Here is a 24,189-nt window from a genome sequence, read left to right as displayed (position 1 = left end):
CAAGTTGTTGAATCCAACTTGAGCGGCCAACTGCCATGCATTCATAAACTTGGATTGGTTATTTTACACGAGAAACACTAAAATTACCGCGTACATCGTGTTGTGGTTTTTCATTAAATCGTAATTGCACTGGCGTAACCGGTTCATTTAAATTCAAATCTTTTAATAAAACTCTTGTAGATCGTCTGCCTAAGAAATCATCAGAAGAGGTGTCTTCATCACTTAAACTGCCCGATATTTCAATGTAATCCACATCATAATTTGGTCGATATAATTCTATTTCAACAAATCTATTAATATTATGTAGCCCCGTAACTCTTAAATTATTTGCTTTTGAACGGCTCCAACTTACTTCTTTAGAGGAAGTATTAATTTTACCTTTTAAACTCCCATACAATTCTAAGTGAGAACCTTCAAAACCACCAGGTGTTTGTGCTACACGTAAGCTGTTTATACTTATTTTAAACACTGGATATGCTAAATCACATGTGCGTATTGGGTATTCGGAGCTTAGTACTACTCGTGCTACTGGTGTTCCTTTTTTAATGTATCGTAGTTTATATGCTAATGGAGCTCCTGGAGAATCTTTAGAATAATTGCCACCTTCAGAAATAAATTCATAAACTTTTTCTGGTCCATTAATTGCTTGCGCAGCGCCACTGCCAGAACCACCTATAATTAATGCTTTAATACTAGATTCATTAATGGTTTTAGCATATTTTGTATCAATAGTACCTCCACCAGATGAAAAAGAAGCACTAAATGCAGCTCTAATATCTGTTTCACTAGAATTTGTTTCAATAACATACAAAACCATTCTACCATAAGCTACAGAAGCTACATAAACAGGACTGGCAGAACCTAAAGAATTTAAATCTGGCAATTCAGTAAACAAATCACTAGGATCTGTAGGTGGATCCATATCTATAGTATAGTAGGTTTGTAAATACTTTAATACAAATTTGTTTTTAAAAGTTGAGTTGTCAAAATTAAAAGAGCCAGAAACACTCTGCCCTGCAGCTCTGTAGTTAGCACCTAAGGCCACATTAATATGCTGTTCAGAATATACCTGAGTAATTTCAAAATTTACTCGCGCAGCAGTGGCACCTGTAACTTTCTGATCTAGAATAGTTTTGATTTCTTCTCTAACTGTAGAGAGTTTAGGATCGGTAACTTCAACAACCGGGCTACCACTAATATTGGTTAAAGAGGCAGATAATGTAATAGGAGCTCTATTCGCAGTTATGGGAATATATTCTCCTGTGGGTATAGATTCACCTTTTAACATGGCTCCAGGGAAAATAACATCGGTAGAAGGGTCTAAGGATAGCATTTCATCATATCCTGGTGAAGCTTTAAATGTTTTTGTAAAGCATTCTAATGAGCGGTCTTCTGTATCACGTTCTGGATCAGATTCGTCAACTTCTTCTGGTTCTGGTAATTCATCTGGTTGACTAAAAAATTGAAGCTTTGCTACTTCAGAATTAAAATTCATAGCTTGGCTTTCATCAATTTTTGGAGGACCATCAATAATGGTTTCATCTTTACTACAAGATAAGTTTGTTACTAATAGAAAAGTAAAAATCAGTTTAATAATAAATTGTGTGTTTTGGATAAATGTTTTCATGATGTTTGTGTTTTTCAGATTCAACACTTCGAAAGTATCTATAAACCAAACTGTTGCCTAATTTTGTCCATGGACAAAGTATGGACAAGTTGTGTATCTAAAGGATTCATAAGCCATGGACAGGCAAAAAAAAATAATTCAAAAAAAATATTGTAAAGCCTTTAAAATAAGGAGTTTAAGAGCTTTTTACATAAGATTGTTTTTAAAGAAAAATATAGACTTTACATGGACAAGGCTTTTTTAAGCATAGATCCCCTCTTTTTTTTAAATGCTATAATGTTTACCTTCAATGTCTTAACACATAATTCTTATGAAATCTGTAACGTATTTTTTCTTATTTATTTTAGTAACTGGAACAACATCCTTTGCCCAGGATAGACAAAAAGAACTGGATAGTCTTATACAACAGGCAGCATCTTTACCAGAAAATATGCAAAAAGCAAAAGTCTTATCTAGAATTCATGAACGGATGATGTTTATGGATAATGAACGTGCTTTTGAATATGCTAAAGAAGCATTTGAGCTTTCTAAAAAAATCGATTTTAAAAAAGGAGTCGCAAATGGCTATCTTCAATTTGGTAATTATTATTACAATCAGTCTAAAAATGATTCGGCTACTTATTTTCATAATCTTGCATTAAAGGAATTTAAAAACCTTAATTCGATTAGAGGTCAGATTTTTGCTTTACATTCTTTAGCGACACTTGAAAGAGAGAAAGGGAATTTTAAAGAAGCAATAGCACTTACCAATTCTATTTTAGGGATGTATACTGATGAAAATAGAAAGCATTCAGATTTAGGAACTTTTGATTTAAGAGGTTCAGAATATGAAGTTTTAGGAGGCATTTATTTTGAAAAAGGAAATTATAGGTTAGCATTAGAAAACACCTTAAAATCTTTGCGCTTTTTTGAAAAAGTTAAGGATGAAGTTAGAGCAGCAGATGCTTTAAAACAACTTGCTGATATAGAATTAAATCAAGAAAACTTTAAAGAATCTTTGGTATATGTTGAAAAAGCAATAGCTATTTATAAAAAAAATGAGGACAAAGTGTATCAAAGTTATGCATACAATTCTGCTGGTATAGCTGCGGAAGGCTTAAAAAATTCAGAATTGGCAACACATTATTTTAGTGCTTCTATTGCTCTTGCAAAAGAGATGAACGTACAGTCAATGATAGTACAGTCATCTAACAGCCTTGCAAGACTATCATATCAAAAAGGCGATTTGTCTACAGCAAGAAAATTATTAGAAGAATCACTAGCAATTGCAAGCAAAGAAGATATTAAACTAGACCAAACAGAGACCTTAAAAGAAATGGCTCATCTAGATTTAATAGAAGGTAAAACCATACAAGCATTAGAACATATAAATCAGGTAATTTTAATATCAAAAGAAATTGGAACCTTGCCAACTTTAAGAGATGCAATGAAAGTAAGAGCAGAAATTAGAAACAAAATGAATCTCCCAAATTTAGCTTTAGAAGATTATAAAACCTATAAAACTCTAAATGATAGTTTGTATACTATTAAAAAATCGCAGCAGATAGAAGAATTAAAAACGATTTATGAAACAGAGAAAAAAGAAGCTGAGATAGCACTTAAGAATGAGGAAATTAATACTTTAAATGAAAAAGCTAAAGTAGATCAATTAACAAAAGGATTATATGCTGGAGGGATGTTCTCTTTTGTAGCGGTTTCTGGTTTGTTGTTCTTTGGTTTTAGACAACGAATAAAAAAGAACAAAATTGCTAGAGAAAAGCAAGAAGAAATCTACAAACAAGAAATAGCACATAAACAAAAGGAGTTGGCTAGCCAAACCCTACACTTGGTACAGAAAAATACATTTATACAAGAATTGATGGAGAATTTACAGCATATTAAAAACTCTCCAGAAAAATTTAAAATGGAATTTAGGCGTATCGTAATGTTATTAAAGAAAGAGAATGCTTCAGACAAAGATTGGGAAGTGTTTAAAACCTATTTCGCTGATGTACACAACGACTTTGATCAGAAACTAAAAACCCTTTACGCTGATATATCTGAAAAAGAGATACGATTGGCGGCCTTTTTACGAATGAATCTTACCACTAAAGAAATAGCAGCTACATTAAATGTGTTACCCGATAGTATTTTAAAGTCCAAATACCGGCTTAAAAAGAAGCTTAATATTGACAAAGAAACTGATTTGACAACGTTCTTAAACACCTTATAAATTTAGGCTTTCTATCTCCCCTGTAGTATCTTTGCATGGTGGAAGAAACTAAAAAAATAATATTGTTTGATGGAGTTTGCAACTTATGCAACTCTTCTGTTCAGTATATTATTAAACGAGATAAAAAAGATGCGTTTCGTTTTGCTGCTTTACAAAGTGAAATAGGACAACAATTATTAGCAGAGCGAAATATTGATACAAAGGAAACAGATTCTATTATTTTAATAGAACCAGGTATTGCCTATTATACAAAATCTACTGCAGCACTCGAAATTTTAACTTCATTTGGCGGTCTATACACCATCTTAGGCGTTTTTAAATGGCTTCCGGAAAGTTTCCGAAATGTTATTTACGATTATATTGCTAAAAATCGTTATAAATGGTATGGCAAAAAAGACCAATGTATGATCCCTACTCCAGCATTGAAAGCTAAATTTTTAGATTCTTAATGGTTATGGAAAACATATCTCACAAAATATATGATTATTTAATTGCTTCAGGGTTCTCAGAAACATGGGCAGTTTATATTAATCTTATTGCTTTAATTATAGGCCTTCTAGTAATCTTATTTGCTATTGACTTTCTTTTTAGAAAAATATTAGTAGGAGTATTTACAAAACTTGCGTTAAACTCAAAAACCAATTTTGATAATTTATTGGTTAAGAATAGTGCTCCGCGGAATATGGCACATATTGTTCCTTTGGTAATTCTCTTTAAAGCTGTTCCTTTTGTTTTTCAAGATTTTCCCACAATAATTCCCACATTATTAAAAACCTTAGAAGTTTTTGGTATTTTTCTTTTTTTATGGATCGTTAGAAGTATTCTGCACACTTTTAAAGATTTCTTTAAAACTTTATCTAGTCTTAAAGATAAACCGATAGACAGCTATATTCAGGTTTTTATGATTTTTGCCTGGGCATTTGGCTTGTTTTTTGCATTTTCTGTTATCACAGGAATAGAATTGTGGAAATTCTTTACTGCTCTTGGAACTGCCTCAGCAGTTATTATACTTGTATTTAGAGACACTATTTTAGGTTTTGTGGCCAGTATTCAAGTTTCTATAAATGATATGGTGCGCATTGGTGATTGGATTACTTTTGATAAATATGGTGCTGATGGTGATGTTATTGAAATTAATTTAGCCACAGTTAAAGTACAGAATTTTGATATGACGATTACTACCATACCCACTTATGCCCTTATTTCTGATTCTTTTAAAAATTGGAGAGGTATGAGTAATTCTGGAGGAAGGCGAATTAAGAGAGCCTTACTCATCAAACAAGAAAGTATTCGTTTTCTGGAAAAAAGTGATATAAAATCCTTTGAAAAAATTGAGTTAATAACAGGGTATGTAGAAGATCGTAATACTGATATTGAAAAGTATAATACAAAGCATTCCATTGATAAATCATTACTTATTAATGGAAGAAACCTCACTAATATTGGTGTTTTTAGAAAGTATATTGATGCTTATCTTAATAATCATTCTGGCATCAATAAAGAAATGACCATAATGGTACGGCAATTAAAGCCTACTTCGCAAGGAATTCCTATAGAAATTTATGCCTTTAGTTCAGATAAACGTTGGGCTAACTATGAATACATTATGGCAGATATATTTGATCATCTTTTAGCCGCTATTTCTTATTTTGATCTTCAAGGCTTTGAACTGCCCAGTAGTACTAACTTTTTATCAAAATAATATTTAAGATTCATTTATTAAATAAATAATCGTACTTACTAAGTCAAAACAGTATTTCCCTCATTTAAGATTGTAACATTTTATGGTAGTTACTAAGTTTACCCAAACTAAAAAGCGAACCATCATGAAAAAATTAGCCTTTCTTTTAATTTTATTTCCATTGTTAAACTTTGGAAATAACATCAAAAAACCTTCAAAAATAAATAAAGTAACTGTTTATTTAAATAGCGCATCTATTTTACGTACAGCTACTTGCGATATAAAATCTGGCATATCGGAAGTTATCTTTACGGGCTTGTCAACAAAAATAGATGAAAGTAGTATTCAAGTTTCAGGCTTGCAATCGGTTTCTATTTTATCGCTTTCATATGATATTAATTATTTAGAAAAAACAACTGAATCACCAGTATCTAAAAAGCTTTTATTAGAAATGGAAAACCTGAATTTAGAAATTACCATGCTTAGAAATCATGTTTTTGGCTTACAAGAAGAAGAGCGTGTAATTACCACAAACAGAGTAGTGAGCTCTGAAACACAAGCTTTAGATTTAGAAAAAATTAAAAGTATAAGCGCTTATTATAGAAAACGAATTACTGAAATTAAGAATGAAATCTATATCACCAATTTAAAAGCAAATGTATTAGCAGAAGAACTTAGAGACATCCGATTACAACTCACAGCATTAAATAATACGCCTGCAAAACCACAAGGAGAGATTACGATAAAGTTTGACGCTCCAATTTCGAAAACCTTAGACATTCAGCTAAAATATAATGTTACTGCTGCGGGTTGGGTGCCAAACTATGATATAAAATCTAAAAAATTAAACGATCCTTTACAGCTCACCTATAAAGCGCATGTATACCAGCAAACAGGTGTAAATTGGGATAATGTAACTATTAGCTTATCTACAGGTAATCCTAACAGGTTTTCTGTAAAGCCAGAAGTACAAACCCATTTTTTAAATTTTGGAAGGCGAAAGAGAGGCTCTAATTTGGCTACAAAAAAGCAAAAATACAGTTACAACCCTTCTGTACGAAAAGTACAAGGAACTGTTACAGATGCTTCTGGTGAGCCATTGCCAGGTTGTGCTATTCTAATTAAAGGAACCACTAATGGTGTTGTTACTGATTTTGATGGATTTTATAGCATAGATGTGGAAAGTGGACAAACTTTAGATTTCTCTTATGTTGGGTTTTCAAATACTAGCATTCCTATTTATTCTTCTTTAATGAATGTAAAATTAGAAGAAGATATTAGCCAATTAGATGAAGTAGTGGTTACTGGTTATAGCTCTAAAAGAAAAGAGTATACAGGAGCGGTATCATCAGTTAATGCGGAATTATTACAAGGAAGCGCTGTAGGAGTAACAATAAGAGGAGTTGGTAGTACACAGCAAAGATCACCATTGTATATTATTGATGGGGTTCCGGTAGATGATTATGAAGATGGAGATTTGGATGCTAATGAAATTCAGAATATAGATATTTTAAAAGATGCTGCTAGTACCTCAATTTATGGCAGTAGAGGTTCCAATGGAGTGGTTATCATCACTACTAAAAAAAGCACTACAGAAGAAACGATTACTACTGCAAAATTCAACATTAAAAAGCCCTACTCTATTCTGTCTGATGGCGATATTACTGCTATAGAGATTAACACCTTTCAATTAGCTGCCGATTATGAATATTTTACAGCGCCTATTATAGATGAAAATGTATTCTTAACAGCAACGTTTAAAGACTGGGAAAAACTGAATTTACTACCAGGAGAGGCTAATATTTATTTTGATGGTGCTTATGCGGGTAAAACAGCATTAGATCCTTATAGTACGAGTAAAGAGATGGTTGTTTCTTTAGGAGTAGACGATAATATTACCGTAACAAGAGCTCAAAATAAGAACTTTAAAAGCAAATCTTTTACAGGGAATAACCGAATTATCAACAGAACTTACAATATTGAACTCAAAAACAATAAAGCGATAGCAATAGACTTAAAAGTTGTAGATCGGATTCCTATTTCTCAGAATAAAGAAATTAAAGTGGATGATATAGAAACCAATAATGCCGCTTATGATAATAAAAAAGGGATCTTAACCTGGAAATTAAAGTTGAATAGCACCGAAGAAAAGAAAGAAAGTTTTTCTTTTCAAGTAAAGTATCCTAAAGGAAGACGAATTACACTTTAGAATACAAAAGATTACTTTAAATTATTGAGAATAAAATCTAGTGTTTTATTCTCATTTTTATTTTGTTGGTAGGCAAAATTAGTATGTTTATTTGGTTTTGCTATCCCTAAAGTGTATAATTGTTTTATGGCATCTTCATAATCTAAAGAGACTTTACCAGACAATAAAGGATCCATTGTTTTTTCATTAAGATAGCGTTTGTAAATTTTACGGAGTCCGCTTAAATACAATCTATCTTTTGTAAAGCCACCACCTCTATGGGCTCTCAATGTAATGGAAAAAGCATCGTTACGGTTTAGTTTGTATTGATTATGAATGAGATCAAAGGTGTCTGAAAAGGTATAACCTTTTATTAAACTATCGGAAGCTAAAACTCTGTAAGCCAGCTCTTTTAATCGTTTTAAGGTTAATGCCCCACACATATATTCACTAAATACAGCTAAACCTTCTTGTGTTTCTACATTTTTAGGAAATCCGTTAGAAAAAACCTTAAGTGGTTGTTCGTTACCATTATAGGTAGTTACTAAATGCACCCCTATTTCATGATTAGCCAAGGTTAATAACTGATTTTCGCTAAACTTTACGTTTCTTTTTATTAAAAGTGTTTTTGAAGCGTTACTTACCATTGCATCAGCAGCAATATGGGTAGAAAATTTAATGTTTAACGGAAAATCATATTGTTTTGAAAATTCTTCGAAGTACTTTTTAGCATCTTCAGGAGTATATTTTTTCTCCATATTTTCAGCAGTAGGCTCATTGGCAAAATGCAGTATAAAACGAGCGTTTTCAACATCTTTCTCGGTTGGGGAACCAAATACACGTAAAGAATTATAATGAAAGTTTTTACCCTTCCCTATGCTTTCAATGCACTGTACCATATTAGAGTAATAATAGATAATCTCTTGATACATTTTTCGTATTCCATCATCTTCAATACGCTCTAAACGTTGCGAAAAGAACAAACGATGTAATTTGTAAGGGTTGAATTTTAATTTTGGATATCTAAAGATAGGATCTAGAACATATTTAGAAGCAAAAAACTGATGTTTCTCTTTTTCGATATTTAAAGGATTCACATAACTTAAAAGTTCAATTTTTTGAATTAATCTGTTCAGATGCGTATCTATTTCAAATAAATCTGCATATTGATGTTGTAATTCTTTTAATTCTGCCTCTTGTATCATGTATTTGATAGAAATTCTTCTACTTGCAAAGGTATTAAATCTTTTAACTGCTTCTCAACACTACTTACTACTTCAGGAAATAGTATTCCTGTATACTCATCACAATATACTTTTGCAATTTCTGTGGCCAAAACTAATGTGTTTGTAAAGTTTTGCGTGATATACTTTAAAAAATAACCATTTCCTTGAAACGTATCATTAATTTTAGAAGTTGATGCAATACCATTTGGGAGTTTCATGCTACCTAATTTTTCACTCCAAGATTTTGTGAGGTGTTCATAACGTTCGTTATCAATATTAAGCGTTCCTAAATTCCATGTAGGCACTTCCCTATCCCATCGTTTCCAATTATAGCTATGCATATCAAAAACAAGCGCTTTTTGGTGCTTCTTTTCAATTTGCTGAAGTAGAGCCTGTACAACACTGTAAAAAGTATGATGTTTGCTTAGGCTGAACTGTTTTTCTTCTTCTGGCAATGGGTTTTTCCATAATTGTTTTCCCCAAGCATCCGTATATATTGCTGTTTCTGGTCCTCGATTCAGATCATATTCAAATCTACTATCACAACCTGCTATTACAATTGGATGCGATTGTATCATTTGTTTGGTACAAGGATCTTCTTCGTACCAACGATCATACTCAGAATGCAAACAATTTTCCCATAAGGATTTTCGAAACTGATGTCCATCATGTACAGCTGCGCAGACATAAGGAACGTAAGCCTCTATTTTAATCGTAAACGAATAATCATCACAAACCGCTTCAAAAAACTCTTCTGCTTTTATTTTAGCGATGATGCTATGTGCTGAAAGTTTAAGCATTTTCTACTTCATCTCTTAATCTAGACCTACGCTGAAAAGCATTTAATTTATCTAATACTTTACTTTCTACAAAGTCAATCACTTTAGTTTGCAGTTTAGACTTATATACTTTGTTCATGTAGGTGATTCCACCTGGAGACATGACATTAACTTCTACTAATTTTCCACCAATAACATCAATACCTACAAAGTAAAGTCCGTCATTTACTAATTTTGGACCAATCTGCTTGCATAAGGCTTTTTCAGTTTTGGATAATTGATGTTTTGCGATAGTACCACCAGCCGATACATTAGATCTATGATCATCGGATCCTGGAATGCGTTTCATAGCGCCAATAGGTTCCCCATTTAAAAGTAAAATGCGAATATCGCCCAAATCTGCACCTTCAATGTATTCTTGAAGTATAACATAGTTAGAGCTTCCATCTGAGTTAGTTATATAAAAATCTAAAAGCGATTTTATATTAGACATTGCAGATTTTTCAATCAAAATAACACCAGAACCACCAAAACCATTTAATGGTTTTAAAATCATTTTATCCGATGATGATTCTTTAATTTGTTTTACTAGATAATTCTTGCTCTTTGATACATGTGTAGCTGGTATAATATTACTATGTGAATCTCCAAAAGCGGCTGTGTACAATTTATTATTTGCTTCTCGCATTCCTTGTAGCGAATTCATAATAAAAACATCGTCTTTAACTGAGTCTAAGAAATTGAGCATAATAGGGTCTAAAGGTGGGTTGGCACGCATAAAAATTACATCAAAACCAGCCAAAGGCAACATTTCTTCTCTAAGTTTTGCCTGCTTATAAAAAGATTTTAGGCTACTGGAAACCTTTTCCATTCTACCCACAACCATACATGAGGCATTGGTAACACTGTTGCGTATTGTTAAATTTGCGGGACTGCAGATAGCAACACCATGGTTACGTTTTACGCATTCGTGAATCAAGGTCAAACTAGTGTCATTCTCAGGATCAATTTCTTCCCAAGGATACATTAAAAAACAAATATTCATGATAGGGTTGGTTTTAAGACTTACAACATTTCTGCTTAAAAATAATATTAAATTTTGAAAAGGGCTACTTTACCACATCATAATTATCATCCCAGTTTTTAATCTTTGGATCACCTAACTTCCCAACAGATTTAGCGACTACGGTAGATACCGTTGCATCTCCAGTAACATTGATAACTGTTCTGCACATATCTAATGGTCTGTCTACCGCAAAAATTAAAGCTAATCCGGCTTCAGGAATACCAGCATAGCCTAACACTCCCACTAACATGACCATTCCTGCTCCAGGCACTGCTGCTGAGCCAATAGACGCTAAGGTCGCAGTAGCGATAATCCCAAGTTGTGTGCCAACAGATAAATCCATTCCAAAGGCTTGTGCAATAAATACTGCCGCAACCGCTTGGTATAAACTTGTACCATCCATATTTATAGTTGCTCCTATAGGCAATACAAAACTGGCTACTTCTTCTTCTACGCCTAAATGTTCTGTAACCCTTTCCATTGTAACGGGTAAAGTTGCAGCACTAGAACTGGTAGAAAAGGCTAATAACTGTGCTGGTATAATCCCTTTCAAGAAAAATACAGGGGACTTTTTAGTGTATATTTTTACAATTAAAACATATATCACCACCATTAAGGCTAAACCTAAAACAACACAGAAAGCATACATTCCTAAGGCGGTAAATAAATCTGCACTAGGGGCTTCTACAACTAGAGCAGCCATTAGTGCGAATACGCCATATGGAGCAGCTAGCATTATTAAATCTACCATTTTAAGAATAACCTCATTAAAGCCATCAAAAAACTTTTTAACGGTTTTTCCTTTTTCTTCAGGAATTAATATTAATGCAATTCCAAAAAATACAGCAAAAAAGATGACTTGTAACATATTTCTGTTGCTAGATGCTGCTTCAAATATATTACTAGGCACTAAATCTATTAAGGCTTGTAATGGTCCAGCTTCTTTTTGTGCAGCTGCTGCTTTTTGTTTCATTGCGGCATCACCTGCATAAGCTTCAATAAGTTCATTACGTGTATTTTCGGTAATACTGCCACCCGGCTTTATAAGGCTCACTACGCCTAATCCTATAGAAACAGCAATTACCGTGGTAACAATGTAAATGGAAATGGTTCTGAACCCCATTTTAGAAAGGCTAGAAATATCTTTTAAATCAGAAACTCCTTTAATTAATGCTGCAAGAATTAAAGGTATTGCAATAAGTTTAAGGGAATTGATGAATATGGTACCAAATGGTTTTATCCAGTTACTGATAAATTCTTGTGCCCAAGTTTGTGTAGAAGTAATTTTATTTAATTCTGATAATTTTTTATCTAATTTTCCAATCTCTAATAATGTTACTTCCTTTTTTTGAAGAAAATCGATAGCAGAAATGGAACTAGTTTTAAAATTATTTTCAAGTTCAGATAATTTTCCAATCAATATATTTTTGTCAGTATTCGTCTTAACAATTTCTGATTGCGCTTTTTTTATTTCTTTTTTTTGTTCTTCAGATAATGAACTTACTTGAACCAAAATTAGAGCAAATAATATACCGAGGAGCATTCCAAGTAATATTTGCCAGTGTAGTGCTATTTTTTTCATAAAAACAAGAAGATTTAAACTTACGAATTACCAGTGATTCCTGTTGCAAATGCAACAAAGCCGTAAACTAGTGTTGAAAGATACAGTTTTGAGTAGAAAAAGCCCAAAAAGAAGCTTATAATTTAATAGTTCTGTTTAGCAACATATAATCTGCTATAACTAAAGCAGCCATAGCTTCTACAATGGGTACTGCTCTAGGAACCACACATGGGTCATGCCTTCCTTTTCCTTTTGTTTGTACCGTATTACCCTCTTTATCTATAGTTTCATATGCCTGGATTACTGTGGCTACAGGCTTAAAAGCTATATTAAAGTAAATATCCATGCCATTGCTGATTCCGCCTTGGATACCTCCACTATAATTTGTTTTTGTAGAACCGTCTGTATTAAATTTATCATTATGCTCGCTACCTTTCATGGCAACTCCATCAAAACCACTTCCAAACTCAAAGCCTTTTACAGCATTAATAGAAAGCATTGCTTTGCCTAACTCGGCATGCAGCTTATCAAAAACAGGTTCACCTAAACCAATTGGTACATTTTGTATAACACAAGTAATTACGCCACCAATAGTATCCCCTTCTTTTTTTATTTTTTTAATATATTCTTCCATTTTTGCAGCAGTAGCTGCATCTGGACAACGAACAGCGTTAGATTCTGTTTGTTTTAAATCTAATTCTTGATAATTTTTCTCCAATTTTAAAGTCCCAACTTGTGAGACAAAAGCATTTATTTTTACCTCACTTAAAAATTGCTTTGCAATAGCACCAGCTACTACTCTACTTGCAGTTTCTCTTGCAGAGCTACGTCCACCTCCTCTGTAGTCTCTAAAACCATATTTTTGGTCGTACACATAATCTGCATGAGAAGGCCTGTAAGAGTCCTTTATATGTGAATAATCATGAGACTTTTGATTGGTATTCCGAATTGCAAAACCAATTGGTGTTCCAGTTGTTTTTCCTTCAAAAATACCTGAAAAAAACTCTACTGTATCGGGTTCTTTTCGCTGAGTTACAATGGCAGACTGACCTGGTTTTCTACGATCTAATTCTTTTTGAATTTGATTAAAATCAATTTCTATACCGCTAGGACAACCATCTAAAACACCGCCTATAGCTACGCCATGTGATTCTCCAAAAGTAGATACTTTAAATATATTTCCGAATGTGTTTCCTGCCATTTGTATTGTAATCTGTAAGGTTTCAAAGGTAATTTTAAAATTATTAGCTACCAAAACATAAAAGTACTTAATGATTAATTAACACAAAAAAGTGAAATGGTAATTATTACTTAACGATTCGCTGATAAAATGTTGATTTTCAATATACCGCAATTTTATACTCATAGGTTTAATTTTGTATAAAATTCATTACATTGAAAAAAAGGAAAATAGATATTGCTGTTATTTCCGATGTGCACTTAGGAACTTTTGCTTGTCATGCAGATGAACTTATTGCCTATTTAAATAGCATTCAACCTAAAAAACTAATTCTAAACGGAGATATTATAGATGTTTGGCAGTTTTCTGAATCTTACTTCCCTTCTGCTCATTTGAAAGTAATCAAGAAAATTATAGCAATGGCATCTAAAGGAACGGAGGTTGTTTATATTGCTGGAAATAATGATGAAAAGCTGCGCAAGCTCAAGGGTACTTCAATTGGATTTATACGTGTAGTTAATAAGCTTGTATTGAATTTAGATGGTAAAAAAGCTTGGTTTTTTCATGGTGATGTGTTTGATTTTGCTACTCAAAATGCCAAATGGATTGCTAAACTTGGTAGCTATGGATATCATTTCTTAATTCTTTTAAATCGACTTAGAAATTGGTTTTTATTAGGATTGGGAAAAGAAAAATATTCGCTTTCTAAAAAGATAGAAAACAATGTTAAAAGCGCAGCGAATTACATAACTGATTTTGAAAAGACTGTGGCTGATTTAGCCATAGAAAATGATTATGATTATGTAGTATGCGGGCATATCCATCAACCCCAAAAAGAAATTTACGAAAACAAACATGGTAAATGTATGTACTTGAATTCGGGTGATTGGGTGAAGAATTGTACTGCTTTAGAATATTCTTTTAAGCGTTGGAAACTGTATCGCTATTCTAGTGACAAACTTTCTGCTTTTTATGCAGATGAAGAGATTAAAGAAATGGATATTTCTGAAATTATAGCGGCTATAACTTCAGAAAAGACAGTTGCTAACAAAAAATCATTACAGTAAGGCCTCTTTTAAGATGGTAATTGGGTGTTTTGCTTCCCTTTCGGTGCCATCATAAATCTGATGCCTACAACTAGTACCATTTGCAGAAATTATGGTATCAGCTGCTGCTTTCCTAACTGCAGGGAACAACTTTAGCTCACCCACTTGCATGCTTATTTCATAATGTTCTTTCTCATAACCAAATGAGCCAGCCATACCGCAGCAACCAGAGCTTATAATTGTTGGAGTATAGTTTTCAGGTAAATTCAAAACATCAAAAGTTACTTTTTGGTTGGATAGTGCTTTTTGATGGCAATGCCCATGGATTTTAATGGTTTTAGCTTCTTTAGTAAATGCATCTGCTGTTATTGCTTTATGCTGAATTTCATCAGCTAAAAATTCTTCTATAATAAACGAATTTGCTGCAATTGCAGCAGTTACTTCTGTTTCTTTAGAAAAACGCTTGTATTCATCCCTAAAACTCAAAATAGCGGAGGGCTCTAAACCTACTACAGGTATTTTTTTGTCTGCAAATACCTTAAGCTGTTCTATATTTTGTAATGCTAATTTCTTTGCCTGTTTTAAAAAACCTTTAGAAAGGTATGTTCTACCACTTTCGGCGAAAAATAATTCTACATCATAACCTAATCGTACCAATACTTCTATGGCGTCTTTACCCAATTCTATATCTAAGTAATTTGTAAATTCATCAATATAAAGGATGATTTTTTTATTGATTTTAACATGTTTATTTTTAAATAATTGTAGGTATTTATTAAAATTAAAACTTGAAACTTTTGGCAAACTTCTTTCTGGAGCCACACCAGCCGATTTCTTTAAAAGACCTCCTAAAAATCCAGAGTCATAAATTGCATTTGTTAACCCTGAAACTTTACTTCCTAATTTATTAAGCTTAGTATTATAAGCAAATAATTTACTGCGTAACGGATAACCATTTGTTTCTTGGTATTGATACAAAAACTCAGCTTTTAAAGTCGCAATATCAACATTAGATGGGCACTCACTAGCACAAGCTTTACAGCTTAAACAAAGATCAAAAACTTCTTTAAGTTCCTTTTGGTTGAATTTATTCTTCTCTTCAGAATTTGTTAAAAATTCGCGTAAAGCATTTGCTCTGCCTCTGGTAGTATCTTTTTCGTTTTTTGTGGCATGATAACTCGGACACATGCCTCCTGACATTTGATGTGTTTTTCTACAATCACCACTACCATTACATTTTTCTGCTGCTTTAAGAATTCCCTCACTATCCGAAAAATCAAGTAAAGTTGTTATCTCAGGCTCAGTTCTATCAATTTCATATCGCAAGGATTCATCCATTGGATAGGCGTCTACTATTTTTCCAGGATTCAGAATATTATGAGGATCAAAATAGCTTTTAATTCGCTTTAATAGCTCATAATTCTTATTGCCTATCATTAATGGAATAAATTCCGCTCTTACAATACCGTCACCATGCTCACCACTAAAAGAGCCTTTGTATTTTTTTGTGAGCTTTGCCACATCAGTAGTTATTGCACGAAACAAACCTACATCTTCGGATTTTTTAAGATTTAGAATGGGTCGTAAATGTAATTCTCCAGCACCTGCATGCGCATAATATACCGCTTGTTGGTCATATCCTTTCATAATAGCAGAGAACTCTCCAATAAAATCTTTTAGATCTTCTAAAGCAACTGCAGTATCTTCTATGCAGGCAACAGCTTTTCGGTCGCCAACAATATTACCCAATAAACCAAGTCCAGCTTTACGTAATTCTAAGGCTTTTTTTATATCAACTCCTTTTAACACTGGATTTGCATAGCTTAATCCAGATGTTGTAATTGTTTTTTGTAATGCTTTTATTTGCTTTTCTAATGCTTCTTCGGAGTCAGCTTTTACTTCTAACATTAAAAGTGCTTCAGGATCGCCCTCTACAAAAAACCTGTTGGCAAGCTGCGCTTTATTATTTTTAGTACAATCTAAAATAATTTTATCCATCATTTCACAGGTGTGCAAAGCATGTTCCATTACTGGCGCAACATCACTTAAGCATTCTTCTAGCGTCTTGTAGTGTGTTACTACCATGGCGGCTAGCTTAGGAGGTATTTCATCTAATTGCAAAGTTATTTCTGTTGTAAATGCTAACGTACCTTCACTACCACTAAGCAATTCACATAAGTTAATTGTGTTCGATTTTCCTCCAAAAAGATCACTTTTTAATAATTCATCTACCGCATAACCCGTATTTCTTCTATGTATGGTTTCTTTAGGGAATTCAGTATTTATTTCTTTTTGTATATCACTATTAGATAGTTCTTTATGTATATTTTTATAAAGTGATGATTCAAATGAATTAGCAATTGTTTTTTCTTGAAATTCATCAGAAGAAATCGATTTAAACTCGGCAACATCCCCATTCACCAGAATTGTTTTTAAAGCAACCACTTTATCTCTTGTAACACCGTATTGTATGGAGGTAGTTCCTGATGAATTATTCCCTACCATTCCACCAATCATACATCGGTTAGAGGTAGAAGTATTTGGCCCAAAAAATAAACCATAGGGCTCTAGATACAGGTTTAATTCGTCTCTAATAATCCCAGGTTGTACAGTAACCTGTTTCTTTTCGGTGTCAACTGCAATTATTTTTGTAAAATACTTAGATACATCTACTACAATACCATCTCCAACGCATTGCCCCGCTAAGGAAGTTCCTGCTGTTCTAGGAATAAGTCCAATGCTATGTGTTCTAGCAAAAGCTAATAATTTTTTAATATCGTCTGTACTTTTAGGAAACGCAACGGCTAATGGAGTTTTGCGGTATACAGAGGCGTCTGTAGCGTATAAAGCTCTTGATAAATCATCAACATTAAAATCGCCTTCTAGACTGTCTTTGAGGCTTTTAAGTAATTCGGTAGTCAAATTCAGTAATTTTACTGCTAAATTAAGTTTTTATTAACTTAGTGTCATCTTCAAAAAGTTATTTTTGAGAATAAATTTTAAACACTTTATATGAAACCTACTTTTTCTTATTTTCTTGTTTTTTTAATTATTCCATTTTTAGGCTTTTCTCAATACATTTCAGAACATACTATTGGTTTACGTTTAGGCGATAGTGATGGACTTGGTGCAGAAATATCGTATCAAAAATCCCTAGGGGCGTCAAATAGATTAGAAGCTAATTTGGGTTGGAGAGATAGCAGAGCTTTTGATGCTTTTAAAATAAGTGGTACCTACCAATGGATAAACTTTTTAGATGGAGATTTTAACTGGTACTATGGTTTTGGAGGTGGCTTAGGCAGTGTAGACTTTGAACCTATACCGGCAACTAATGGCCCTGGTGCTGTAGATCCTGACGGGGGTTTATTTGTTTTCGCTGCGGGTGTAATTGGTATTGAATATAATTTTGATATACCACTTCTTATATCTCTTGATACACGACCAGAAATAGGACTTATTGGGTTTGATAACTTTTCTAATACTTTTATTTTTGATATTGCACTTGGGATTAGATATCAATTTTAACGCATCTTTACTCTTATGAGATTTTGTTTGATTGTATTATTGTTCTCTAGTAATCTATTTTTTATAGAAACCACTGTTGCTCAAGAAGCTTCTAAACCCAATATTGTTATTATTATGGCAGATGATTTGGGTTTTGGTGATTTGGGCTCCTATGGTAATACTACTATAAAAACAACTGCATTAGACAAACTAGCAAACGAAGGAGTTCGCTTAACAAATTTTTACTCAAATGGTCCAGAATGCACGCCTACAAGAGCTGCATTGCTTAGTGGTACTTACCAGCAACGAATTAAAGGAATGGAATGTGCTATTGGGCTGGGAAATATAGGTCGTTATGATGAAGCAAAAAGCCTCTCAGATGATAACAAATTAGGATTCCCTGTAGCACATGGTGTGTTGCCCTCTATATTAAATAGAAAAGGATACCAAACCGCTATTATTGGCAAGTGGCACTTAGGAGAAGGTGCAGCATATACGCCTAAGGCGCATGGCTTTGATTATTCTATAGGGCCATTAGGTGGTGCAGTTGATTATTTTCATCATACCGAACCCATAGGCGAATTTGTGGGTACTTATATGAAAGGGAATCATGATTTTTTTAGAAATGGGGAACCTCATATTCGTACAGGATATTATATGACCCATTTGTTAACAGATGAAGCTGTAGAATGGATTGGTAATCAGAAAGAAGAACAACCATTTTTTTTGTATTTACCTTATACCACGCCGCATACACCTTACCAATCACCTGACGACTTTAAAGAAGATGCAATTACGGTTGAAGAATGGCGAAATGGAGATAAAAATATATATGCTAAAATGGTAGAAGATATGGATAAAGGCATCGGACGTGTTTTACAAAAATTGGAAGAGAAAGGCTTTGCAGAAAATACTCTTGTTTTCTTTTTTTCTGATAATGGTCCTACTTGGTTAGGAAGTACTGGAGGATTTAGTGGTAGTAAAGGTGATGTACGTGAAGGCGGAATACGTGTTCCATGTATTATAAAATGGCCTAATAGAATAATGCCCAAGAGTATTTCTAATCAAGCATTTATAAGCATGGATATAACAGCTGCCATTGCAACTATTATAAATCAATACCCTGATAAAACTTTAGATGGAATTGATTTAGTGGGTCATATTATTTCTAGAAAGCCAAATTATGATCGTAATCTATTTTGGAGAAAAAAGAGAGCTTCTCAAGTAAAAAGTGCCATCCGTTCTGGCAACCTTAAATACATTAAATATATTGATGAAGGTGTTTTTGAAGAATTTTTATTTGATTTAGCTAAAGATCCAAAAGAAAAAAACGATTTAAAAAAGGAATTTCCAAAAGATTTTAAAAAGTTAAAATCATTATACACAAAATGGGAAAAAGACCTTATTCCTAGTCATTAATTCTAAAATTATTCTCACGATTAAGACCCAATTAGCCCCTATGGTTTTTAAGATGATAAAGGGAATGTAGTTTACTATTGAGATTTAAGTAATAATAATTACATTTGCTTTAAATAATTTGAGATACGAAATGAAAAAAATTGCACTAGGAATACTAACAATCATTATGTTTGGAGCCTGCGCTGGCACTCCTGAAGGTTTTACTATTAATGCTACTGTAGCAGGTGAAGTAGAAAACGGAACAAAAGTCTTTTTTAGAAAGGCTGGGGAACAAAATCAACTGACCGATATTGATACGACAACCATTGAGAATGGAAAATTTCAATTTATTGGAAAAGCTGACTCCTTAGATTTTCAGTATATCTTTATTGATAAGATCAGAGGGAATATTCCAGTAATTATGGAAAATGGAGAAATAACAATTACTACTCATAAAGATAGTTTACCTTTTGCAATTGTTGATGGAACAACGCAAAATAAAATGTTTGCCAAATACATGGAAGAAAATAGGCTCTTTGCAAAAAGAAATATGGCAATGCGCGAAGAGTTTAATAAGGCAAGAACAAGTGGAGATGCTGCTAATCAGAAAGCTTTGCAAGAAGAGAGCAAAGAGATGTTAGAAGAATTTAAAGATTTTGAGCTTGACTTTATCCAGAAGAATCCTGATGCATTTATTTCTTTAATGATACTGGATAGAGCCTACCAATCTAAAACGATTGAAGAAGAGAAAGTTCAAGAATTATACGATAAGTTTAGCCCTACTTTAAAAGAAACTACCCAAGGTAAGGGTATTAAGAAAAGATTAGATAAGAATAAGTCTACTGCTATTGGTGCTAAAGCACCTAATTTTTCTGCTCCAACACCCAATGGTGAAAAACTAGCGCTATACGATGCTTTAGGAGAAATTACTATTGTTGATTTTTGGGCAGGTTGGTGTAGACCTTGTAGAATTGAAAACCCTAATATGGTTAAAATTTACAATAAATATAAAGATGCAGGACTTAATATTGTAGGCGTATCTTTAGATAAAACAGCAGATGAATGGAAAAAAGCAATAGCTGATGATGGTTTAATTTGGGATCATGTTTCTAATGTGCAATATTTTGATGAAATTGCACAATCTTATAATGTTAATGCAATACCCGCTACTTTTATTTTGGATAAAAATGGAGTTATTATAGCCAAAGATTTAAGAGGTGATGAACTTGATAAAAGAATAGGCGAATTGATAGGCCAGCTTTAAAAACATATAATTGTTTTTATCGTAGTAAGTAATACTAATATCAAGCTAATAAAAAAGTGCTATTGTATAGATAACAATAGCACTTTTTTTATTGTTTTATGTATGTCATTAAATGCTAAAATGCATTATTTATATCATTAAATGTACCTATTACTGTTGCAGAATTAGATCTTCTTACGTTACCAGAAATAGAAATTGTAGAATTTTCTCCAATAAATTCTAAAGTGGCATTATCATTTAAAATTAAATCTCCAAAGATAGATACATCTCCTTCTACTCTAAATGTTCCGTTTTCACCAACAGTAATGTTTCTTCTTCTATTATTGTTACCAACAAAAAATGAGCCATTCATTTCAAATAAGCCGTTAGTACCGATACTTACATCGCTATTTGCCGTTGAAGTTCCGCAAAACAATAGGTTGCCATTTACATTAATTCTTCCAAACCTATTATCAACGCTGAATGCTAACGTTTCTCCTGGATCTACAGTTAAATTTCTTCTTCCGCTGTATGCAGAAAGAGAAGAACAACGAGCAGCTAAAGATTCACTAGGTTTGTTCATTTTTATAATTTGTAGTCCATCTTTTCCTGATGCAGCAAAAATATAATCTCCTTTGGCTTCTACATAGTTTATAGATGCACTTAGTTCTATAATACCAACAGCTTCAGTACTTGTTGCTGTATTTTCCGATAAACTAAGTCCTGCACCTCCATTTGCCATTAAAATTATGGAATCATCAGCAGCAACGGCATTGGTAACAATATCTTCACTAGCGACATCAGCTGGATTAGACAAAATAGGAATATAGCTTTCCAAATCTCCTGTTGCTATGTTATACATACCAGCACCTTGAGCACCTTCTGCAACAATTATTTTATCATTATAAAAATCTAACGTACGCTTATTGGCAATTCCAAAGTCCGAATTAATAGCTATTGTACTCGTTACATTCAGGTTTTCATCTATGATGTTAACTCCTTGATCAGCATCTAAAATTGCTAACCTTCCGTTAGAAGAAGCAACTGAGCGTAAATCTGTAAAATCTTGAGTATTTAGTGCAGTAGTAACATCATTGGTATTATACATTCCAATTGTGCCATCTTTGCCACTTGTAAACAGTACATTATTACCAATAATTTCTACATCTGTTCCTACAAATCCTTTCTGAAAGCCATATTGAATACCAGCTCCAAGATTTATACTTCCATTTGTAGAAGTAATTTTGGCTACAAATGAATTAAAGGATATTGCAGCAGATCTTTCTGAATCAAAACCACCCGCAATGTATATAAACCCATTACTATATGCAATGGAGTTGATATCTGCATTGGTATAATATAGTCTTGAAGCTATTGTTGGAGTATTTGGGTCACTAATATCAATAACATCTATAGCACCAACATAATCTTCCTCAACGGTGTTATATGATACATATGCAAAATTACCATCTATATCTACATGAGAAGCCGTTAAATTTTCTCCTCCGCTAAAAGATGGTGGATCAATTTGTGCAACTAAGGTTAAAGGGTAATCTCCAACGGCTTGTTCACCATCTGCAAATGATTTACCTGTTATTTGTCTTTTTCCAGTGATACTTTCATCATCATTGATAATGAGTACACCAGCATTTTCAAAATTTATACTATTATCTAGTACATTCTGATTCGTTTCAATTATAATATTATCTTGATTATTTTCAAATATCGTAGTTTCGTCAGAACACGATACAGCGTACAACAGCACGAATGCCATTAGAGGAACTATTTTTTTCATTGTAAGTAGGTTTAATTTGAGATTTGGGTTAATATCAAAACGTTAATATCTAAAATTTTATATATTTTCTTACAAATTTTCGACAAACTACCAAATTTATGTATTTTATCTCTTTTTTTTGCTTTTTATCGAAGAAGTATACATTGTTATTTTATCATAATTTTCAGGTTCTTATATAATTCTTACATTAAGAATGCTATAAAATGTTAAAATAACTTTTGTTATTATTTCTTGATAAGTAATAATTTGTTTTACGACAAAGATTTAAAATACATTGCTTTATGAAATATTTCCCCTTGGCCTTCTTATCCATTATATTAATTTTTGGATGCACTACTTCATCAGATATAGAAGAAGAAACGATAGCTGTTATTGATAATCAAAATTCTGAGGTTGATGCTGTAGACAACCCAGATACTGCTGAAGAAGAAGAAACTTCTGATGATACCGCTGAGGCAGAAAGCACAGATACAAGAGATGAATCGACTGATGATACAACTGGAGAAGAAAACACTGATACAGAAGAAGAACCTACGGATAATACTTCAGAAGAAGAAAGTACAGATACAACTGATGATACGGCAAATGAAGATGAAACTACAAATGCTATCTTAATGGGTAATTTTGTTGATGCAGCGCATCCAACATCTGGAATGGTCAGTATTAATGAAGACAGAACCGTTTTAACTATTACTAATTTTAGATCGGACAGTGGTCCTCAATTAGAAATTTATATTCAAACAGATTTACAAGCAACTCAATATGTAACTTTGGGTGCTATAAAAGGTTTAAATGGTGACTTTACCTATGAAATTCCGGCTGGTGTAGATTTTGATACACATAATATCATATCGGTATGGTGTGTTCCTTTTAGTATAAATTTTGGGCATGCAATTTTAGAGTAAAGAACAGTTTTAATTGTTATCTATACAATAATTAGCATAAAGTATATTCATGAATATACTTTATGCTTTTTTTATCTCAATTAAATTTTACCCATTTTTTGCAGTACAAATAACAATAGTATGGGAAGTGCTAATAAAATTACAGATATGGTGTCTGTTTGCAATAAACTAGGCATAAATAGTAATGTGGTTACATACCCCCCTATTGCACCTCCAAAATGTGCTGAATGCCCTATGTTTCCTAAACTCTTTTTCATTCCATAAATAGAATATAAAAGATAAATTATTCCAAATACGTAGGCAGGTAAAGGGATAGGAATAAACATAAGCCCTAACCGCATATTAGGCTCTAAAACTATTGCTGCATATAGGACACCCGTTACTGCGCCACTAGCACCAACTGCATTGTAAAAGGGTTCATTTTTATGAAAAAATAAGCCTAGTAAACTTCCTGCCAGTAAACTAATTAGGTATATAATTACAAAATTTAAAGGGCCAAGCTTATTAATAACTACATGAGCAAAAAAATATAAGGTAACCATATTGAAAAGCAGATGTGGAACATCTACATGGAGAAAACCAGAAGTGAGCATTCTTTCTTTTTGACCTGCTTTGATGCCTCCTATGGAAAATTTATATTTGTCAAAAAAATACCTGTCGTTAAAACCCTTAAAAGAAACTAAAGCATTTAACCCCATAATAATAAGGGTTGCCATATGTATATTATTCATAGAAAACTGCTATTCTGTTTGTTTTCAAATATAGCTATATTTGCTTT

At 32.8% G+C, this 24,189-nt stretch carries 18 protein-coding genes; 9 read left to right on the top strand and 9 right to left on the bottom strand.

The window, feature by feature from the left end; genetic code table 11:
• Positions 1 to 58: 58 nt before the first annotated feature.
• Positions 59 to 1,627 (bottom strand): thiol-activated cytolysin family protein, encoded by a 1,569-nt coding sequence (locus ACZ451_RS15305; RefSeq protein ID WP_464213942.1) that lies wholly within the window; start codon positions 1,625 to 1,627, stop codon positions 59 to 61.
• A gap of 310 nt (positions 1,628 to 1,937) precedes the next feature.
• On the opposite strand from ACZ451_RS15305, the gene ACZ451_RS15300 reads away from it, so the two are divergent.
• The 4 genes from ACZ451_RS15300 to ACZ451_RS15285 all read left to right on the top strand — a co-directional run bounded on the left by ACZ451_RS15300 (position 1,938) and on the right by ACZ451_RS15285 (position 7,729).
• On the top strand, positions 1,938 to 3,839 hold the full coding sequence (locus tag ACZ451_RS15300; RefSeq protein WP_464213940.1) for a tetratricopeptide repeat protein: 1,902 nt from the start codon (positions 1,938 to 1,940) through the stop codon (positions 3,837 to 3,839).
• Positions 3,840 to 3,874: 35 nt separating this feature from the next.
• Positions 3,875 to 4,288, top strand: coding sequence for a thiol-disulfide oxidoreductase DCC family protein (locus tag ACZ451_RS15295; RefSeq protein ID WP_464213938.1), 414 nt, complete (start codon positions 3,875 to 3,877; stop codon positions 4,286 to 4,288).
• Positions 4,289 to 4,293: 5 nt separating this feature from the next.
• A complete protein-coding gene (locus ACZ451_RS15290) occupies positions 4,294 to 5,541 on the top strand; it encodes a mechanosensitive ion channel family protein (protein ID WP_464213936.1) in 1,248 nt (415 codons plus the stop codon).
• Positions 5,542 to 5,665: 124 nt separating this feature from the next.
• The gene (locus ACZ451_RS15285; protein ID WP_464213934.1) at positions 5,666 to 7,729 is read left to right on the top strand and encodes a mucoidy inhibitor MuiA family protein; all 2,064 of its coding nucleotides are present in this window, start codon (positions 5,666 to 5,668) and stop codon (positions 7,727 to 7,729) included.
• A gap of 11 nt (positions 7,730 to 7,740) precedes the next feature.
• Here the strand turns inward: ACZ451_RS15285 and ACZ451_RS15280 are convergent, their stop codons facing one another.
• The 5 genes from ACZ451_RS15280 to aroC form a co-directional block, all read right to left on the bottom strand.
• Positions 7,741 to 8,913 (bottom strand): flavohemoglobin expression-modulating QEGLA motif protein, encoded by a 1,173-nt coding sequence (locus tag ACZ451_RS15280; protein WP_464213933.1) that lies wholly within the window; start codon positions 8,911 to 8,913, stop codon positions 7,741 to 7,743.
• Positions 8,910 to 9,734 carry an N-formylglutamate amidohydrolase gene (locus tag ACZ451_RS15275; RefSeq protein WP_464213931.1) on the bottom strand — a complete coding sequence of 275 codons (825 nt, stop codon included), beginning with the start codon at positions 9,732 to 9,734 and terminating at the stop codon, positions 8,910 to 8,912. The genes ACZ451_RS15280 and ACZ451_RS15275 overlap by 4 nt, the downstream gene beginning before the upstream one ends.
• A complete protein-coding gene (gene gshB, locus ACZ451_RS15270; RefSeq protein ID WP_464213929.1) occupies positions 9,727 to 10,758 on the bottom strand; it encodes a glutathione synthase in 1,032 nt (343 codons plus the stop codon). The genes ACZ451_RS15275 and gshB overlap by 8 nt, the downstream gene beginning before the upstream one ends.
• 64 nt (positions 10,759 to 10,822) lie before the next feature.
• The gene (locus ACZ451_RS15265; protein ID WP_464213927.1) at positions 10,823 to 12,361 is read right to left on the bottom strand and encodes a dicarboxylate/amino acid:cation symporter; all 1,539 of its coding nucleotides are present in this window, start codon (positions 12,359 to 12,361) and stop codon (positions 10,823 to 10,825) included.
• A 115-nt stretch (positions 12,362 to 12,476) separates the two neighbouring features.
• Positions 12,477 to 13,541, bottom strand: a complete 1,065-nt coding sequence (gene aroC, locus ACZ451_RS15260; protein ID WP_464213925.1) for a chorismate synthase — start codon at positions 13,539 to 13,541, stop codon at positions 12,477 to 12,479.
• Positions 13,542 to 13,735: 194 nt separating this feature from the next.
• On the opposite strand from aroC, the gene ACZ451_RS15255 reads away from it, so the two are divergent.
• The gene (locus tag ACZ451_RS15255; protein WP_464213923.1) at positions 13,736 to 14,587 is read left to right on the top strand and encodes a UDP-2,3-diacylglucosamine diphosphatase; all 852 of its coding nucleotides are present in this window, start codon (positions 13,736 to 13,738) and stop codon (positions 14,585 to 14,587) included.
• On the opposite strand, the gene ACZ451_RS15250 is transcribed toward ACZ451_RS15255, so the two are convergent.
• Positions 14,579 to 17,488 carry an FAD-binding and (Fe-S)-binding domain-containing protein gene (locus ACZ451_RS15250; protein WP_464213921.1) on the bottom strand — a complete coding sequence of 970 codons (2,910 nt, stop codon included), beginning with the start codon at positions 17,486 to 17,488 and terminating at the stop codon, positions 14,579 to 14,581. The two genes, ACZ451_RS15255 and ACZ451_RS15250, sit on opposite strands and share 9 nt — an antisense overlap.
• Before the next feature lie 90 nt (positions 17,489 to 17,578).
• On the opposite strand from ACZ451_RS15250, the gene ACZ451_RS15245 reads away from it, so the two are divergent.
• The 3 genes from ACZ451_RS15245 (at position 17,579) to ACZ451_RS15235 (ending at position 20,732) form a co-directional block, all read left to right on the top strand.
• A complete protein-coding gene (locus tag ACZ451_RS15245) occupies positions 17,579 to 18,091 on the top strand; it encodes a hypothetical protein (protein WP_464213919.1) in 513 nt (170 codons plus the stop codon).
• Positions 18,092 to 18,106: 15 nt separating this feature from the next.
• On the top strand, positions 18,107 to 19,489 hold the full coding sequence (locus ACZ451_RS15240) for a sulfatase-like hydrolase/transferase (RefSeq protein ID WP_464213917.1): 1,383 nt from the start codon (positions 18,107 to 18,109) through the stop codon (positions 19,487 to 19,489).
• Between the two features lie 130 nt (positions 19,490 to 19,619).
• A complete protein-coding gene (locus ACZ451_RS15235; RefSeq protein ID WP_464213915.1) occupies positions 19,620 to 20,732 on the top strand; it encodes a redoxin domain-containing protein in 1,113 nt (370 codons plus the stop codon).
• Between the two features lie 115 nt (positions 20,733 to 20,847).
• Here ACZ451_RS15235 and ACZ451_RS15230 read toward each other — a convergent pair whose 3' ends face one another.
• Complete coding sequence (locus ACZ451_RS15230) at positions 20,848 to 22,506, bottom strand: LVIVD repeat-containing protein (RefSeq protein WP_464213913.1); 1,659 nt, start codon at positions 22,504 to 22,506, stop codon at positions 20,848 to 20,850.
• A gap of 281 nt (positions 22,507 to 22,787) precedes the next feature.
• Between ACZ451_RS15230 and ACZ451_RS15225 the strand changes: the two genes are divergently transcribed.
• Positions 22,788 to 23,411 carry a DM13 domain-containing protein gene (locus tag ACZ451_RS15225; RefSeq protein WP_464213911.1) on the top strand — a complete coding sequence of 208 codons (624 nt, stop codon included), beginning with the start codon at positions 22,788 to 22,790 and terminating at the stop codon, positions 23,409 to 23,411.
• An 80-nt stretch (positions 23,412 to 23,491) separates the two neighbouring features.
• Here the strand turns inward: ACZ451_RS15225 and ACZ451_RS15220 are convergent, their stop codons facing one another.
• Positions 23,492 to 24,142 carry a rhomboid family intramembrane serine protease gene (locus tag ACZ451_RS15220; protein WP_464213909.1) on the bottom strand — a complete coding sequence of 217 codons (651 nt, stop codon included), beginning with the start codon at positions 24,140 to 24,142 and terminating at the stop codon, positions 23,492 to 23,494.
• Positions 24,143 to 24,189 lie beyond the last annotated feature (47 nt).

It is taken from the genome of Allocellulophaga tsushimaensis (genome assembly GCF_055383085.1).
Note: the sequence above shows the minus strand (reverse complement) of the source record. Positions and strands in the feature narration are given on the sequence as shown.

Coding starts and splice junctions, on each gene's coding strand:
- ACZ451_RS15245 (WP_464213919.1), top strand. CDS start 17,579: ATGAAACCTACTTTTTCTTATTTTCTTGTTTTTTTAATTATTCCATTT.
- ACZ451_RS15240 (WP_464213917.1), top strand. CDS start 18,107: ATGAGATTTTGTTTGATTGTATTATTGTTCTCTAGTAATCTATTTTTT.
- ACZ451_RS15295 (WP_464213938.1), top strand. CDS start 3,875: ATGGTGGAAGAAACTAAAAAAATAATATTGTTTGATGGAGTTTGCAAC.
- ACZ451_RS15235 (WP_464213915.1), top strand. CDS start 19,620: ATGAAAAAAATTGCACTAGGAATACTAACAATCATTATGTTTGGAGCC.
- gshB (WP_464213929.1), bottom strand. CDS start 10,758: ATGAATATTTGTTTTTTAATGTATCCTTGGGAAGAAATTGATCCTGAG.
- ACZ451_RS15225 (WP_464213911.1), top strand. CDS start 22,788: ATGAAATATTTCCCCTTGGCCTTCTTATCCATTATATTAATTTTTGGA.
- ACZ451_RS15230 (WP_464213913.1), bottom strand. CDS start 22,506: ATGAAAAAAATAGTTCCTCTAATGGCATTCGTGCTGTTGTACGCTGTA.
- ACZ451_RS15305 (WP_464213942.1), bottom strand. CDS start 1,627: ATGAAAACATTTATCCAAAACACACAATTTATTATTAAACTGATTTTT.
- aroC (WP_464213925.1), bottom strand. CDS start 13,541: ATGGCAGGAAACACATTCGGAAATATATTTAAAGTATCTACTTTTGGA.
- ACZ451_RS15290 (WP_464213936.1), top strand. CDS start 4,294: ATGGAAAACATATCTCACAAAATATATGATTATTTAATTGCTTCAGGG.
- ACZ451_RS15275 (WP_464213931.1), bottom strand. CDS start 9,734: ATGCTTAAACTTTCAGCACATAGCATCATCGCTAAAATAAAAGCAGAA.
- ACZ451_RS15265 (WP_464213927.1), bottom strand. CDS start 12,361: ATGAAAAAAATAGCACTACACTGGCAAATATTACTTGGAATGCTCCTC.
- ACZ451_RS15220 (WP_464213909.1), bottom strand. CDS start 24,142: ATGAATAATATACATATGGCAACCCTTATTATTATGGGGTTAAATGCT.
- ACZ451_RS15300 (WP_464213940.1), top strand. CDS start 1,938: ATGAAATCTGTAACGTATTTTTTCTTATTTATTTTAGTAACTGGAACA.
- ACZ451_RS15280 (WP_464213933.1), bottom strand. CDS start 8,913: ATGATACAAGAGGCAGAATTAAAAGAATTACAACATCAATATGCAGAT.
- ACZ451_RS15285 (WP_464213934.1), top strand. CDS start 5,666: ATGAAAAAATTAGCCTTTCTTTTAATTTTATTTCCATTGTTAAACTTT.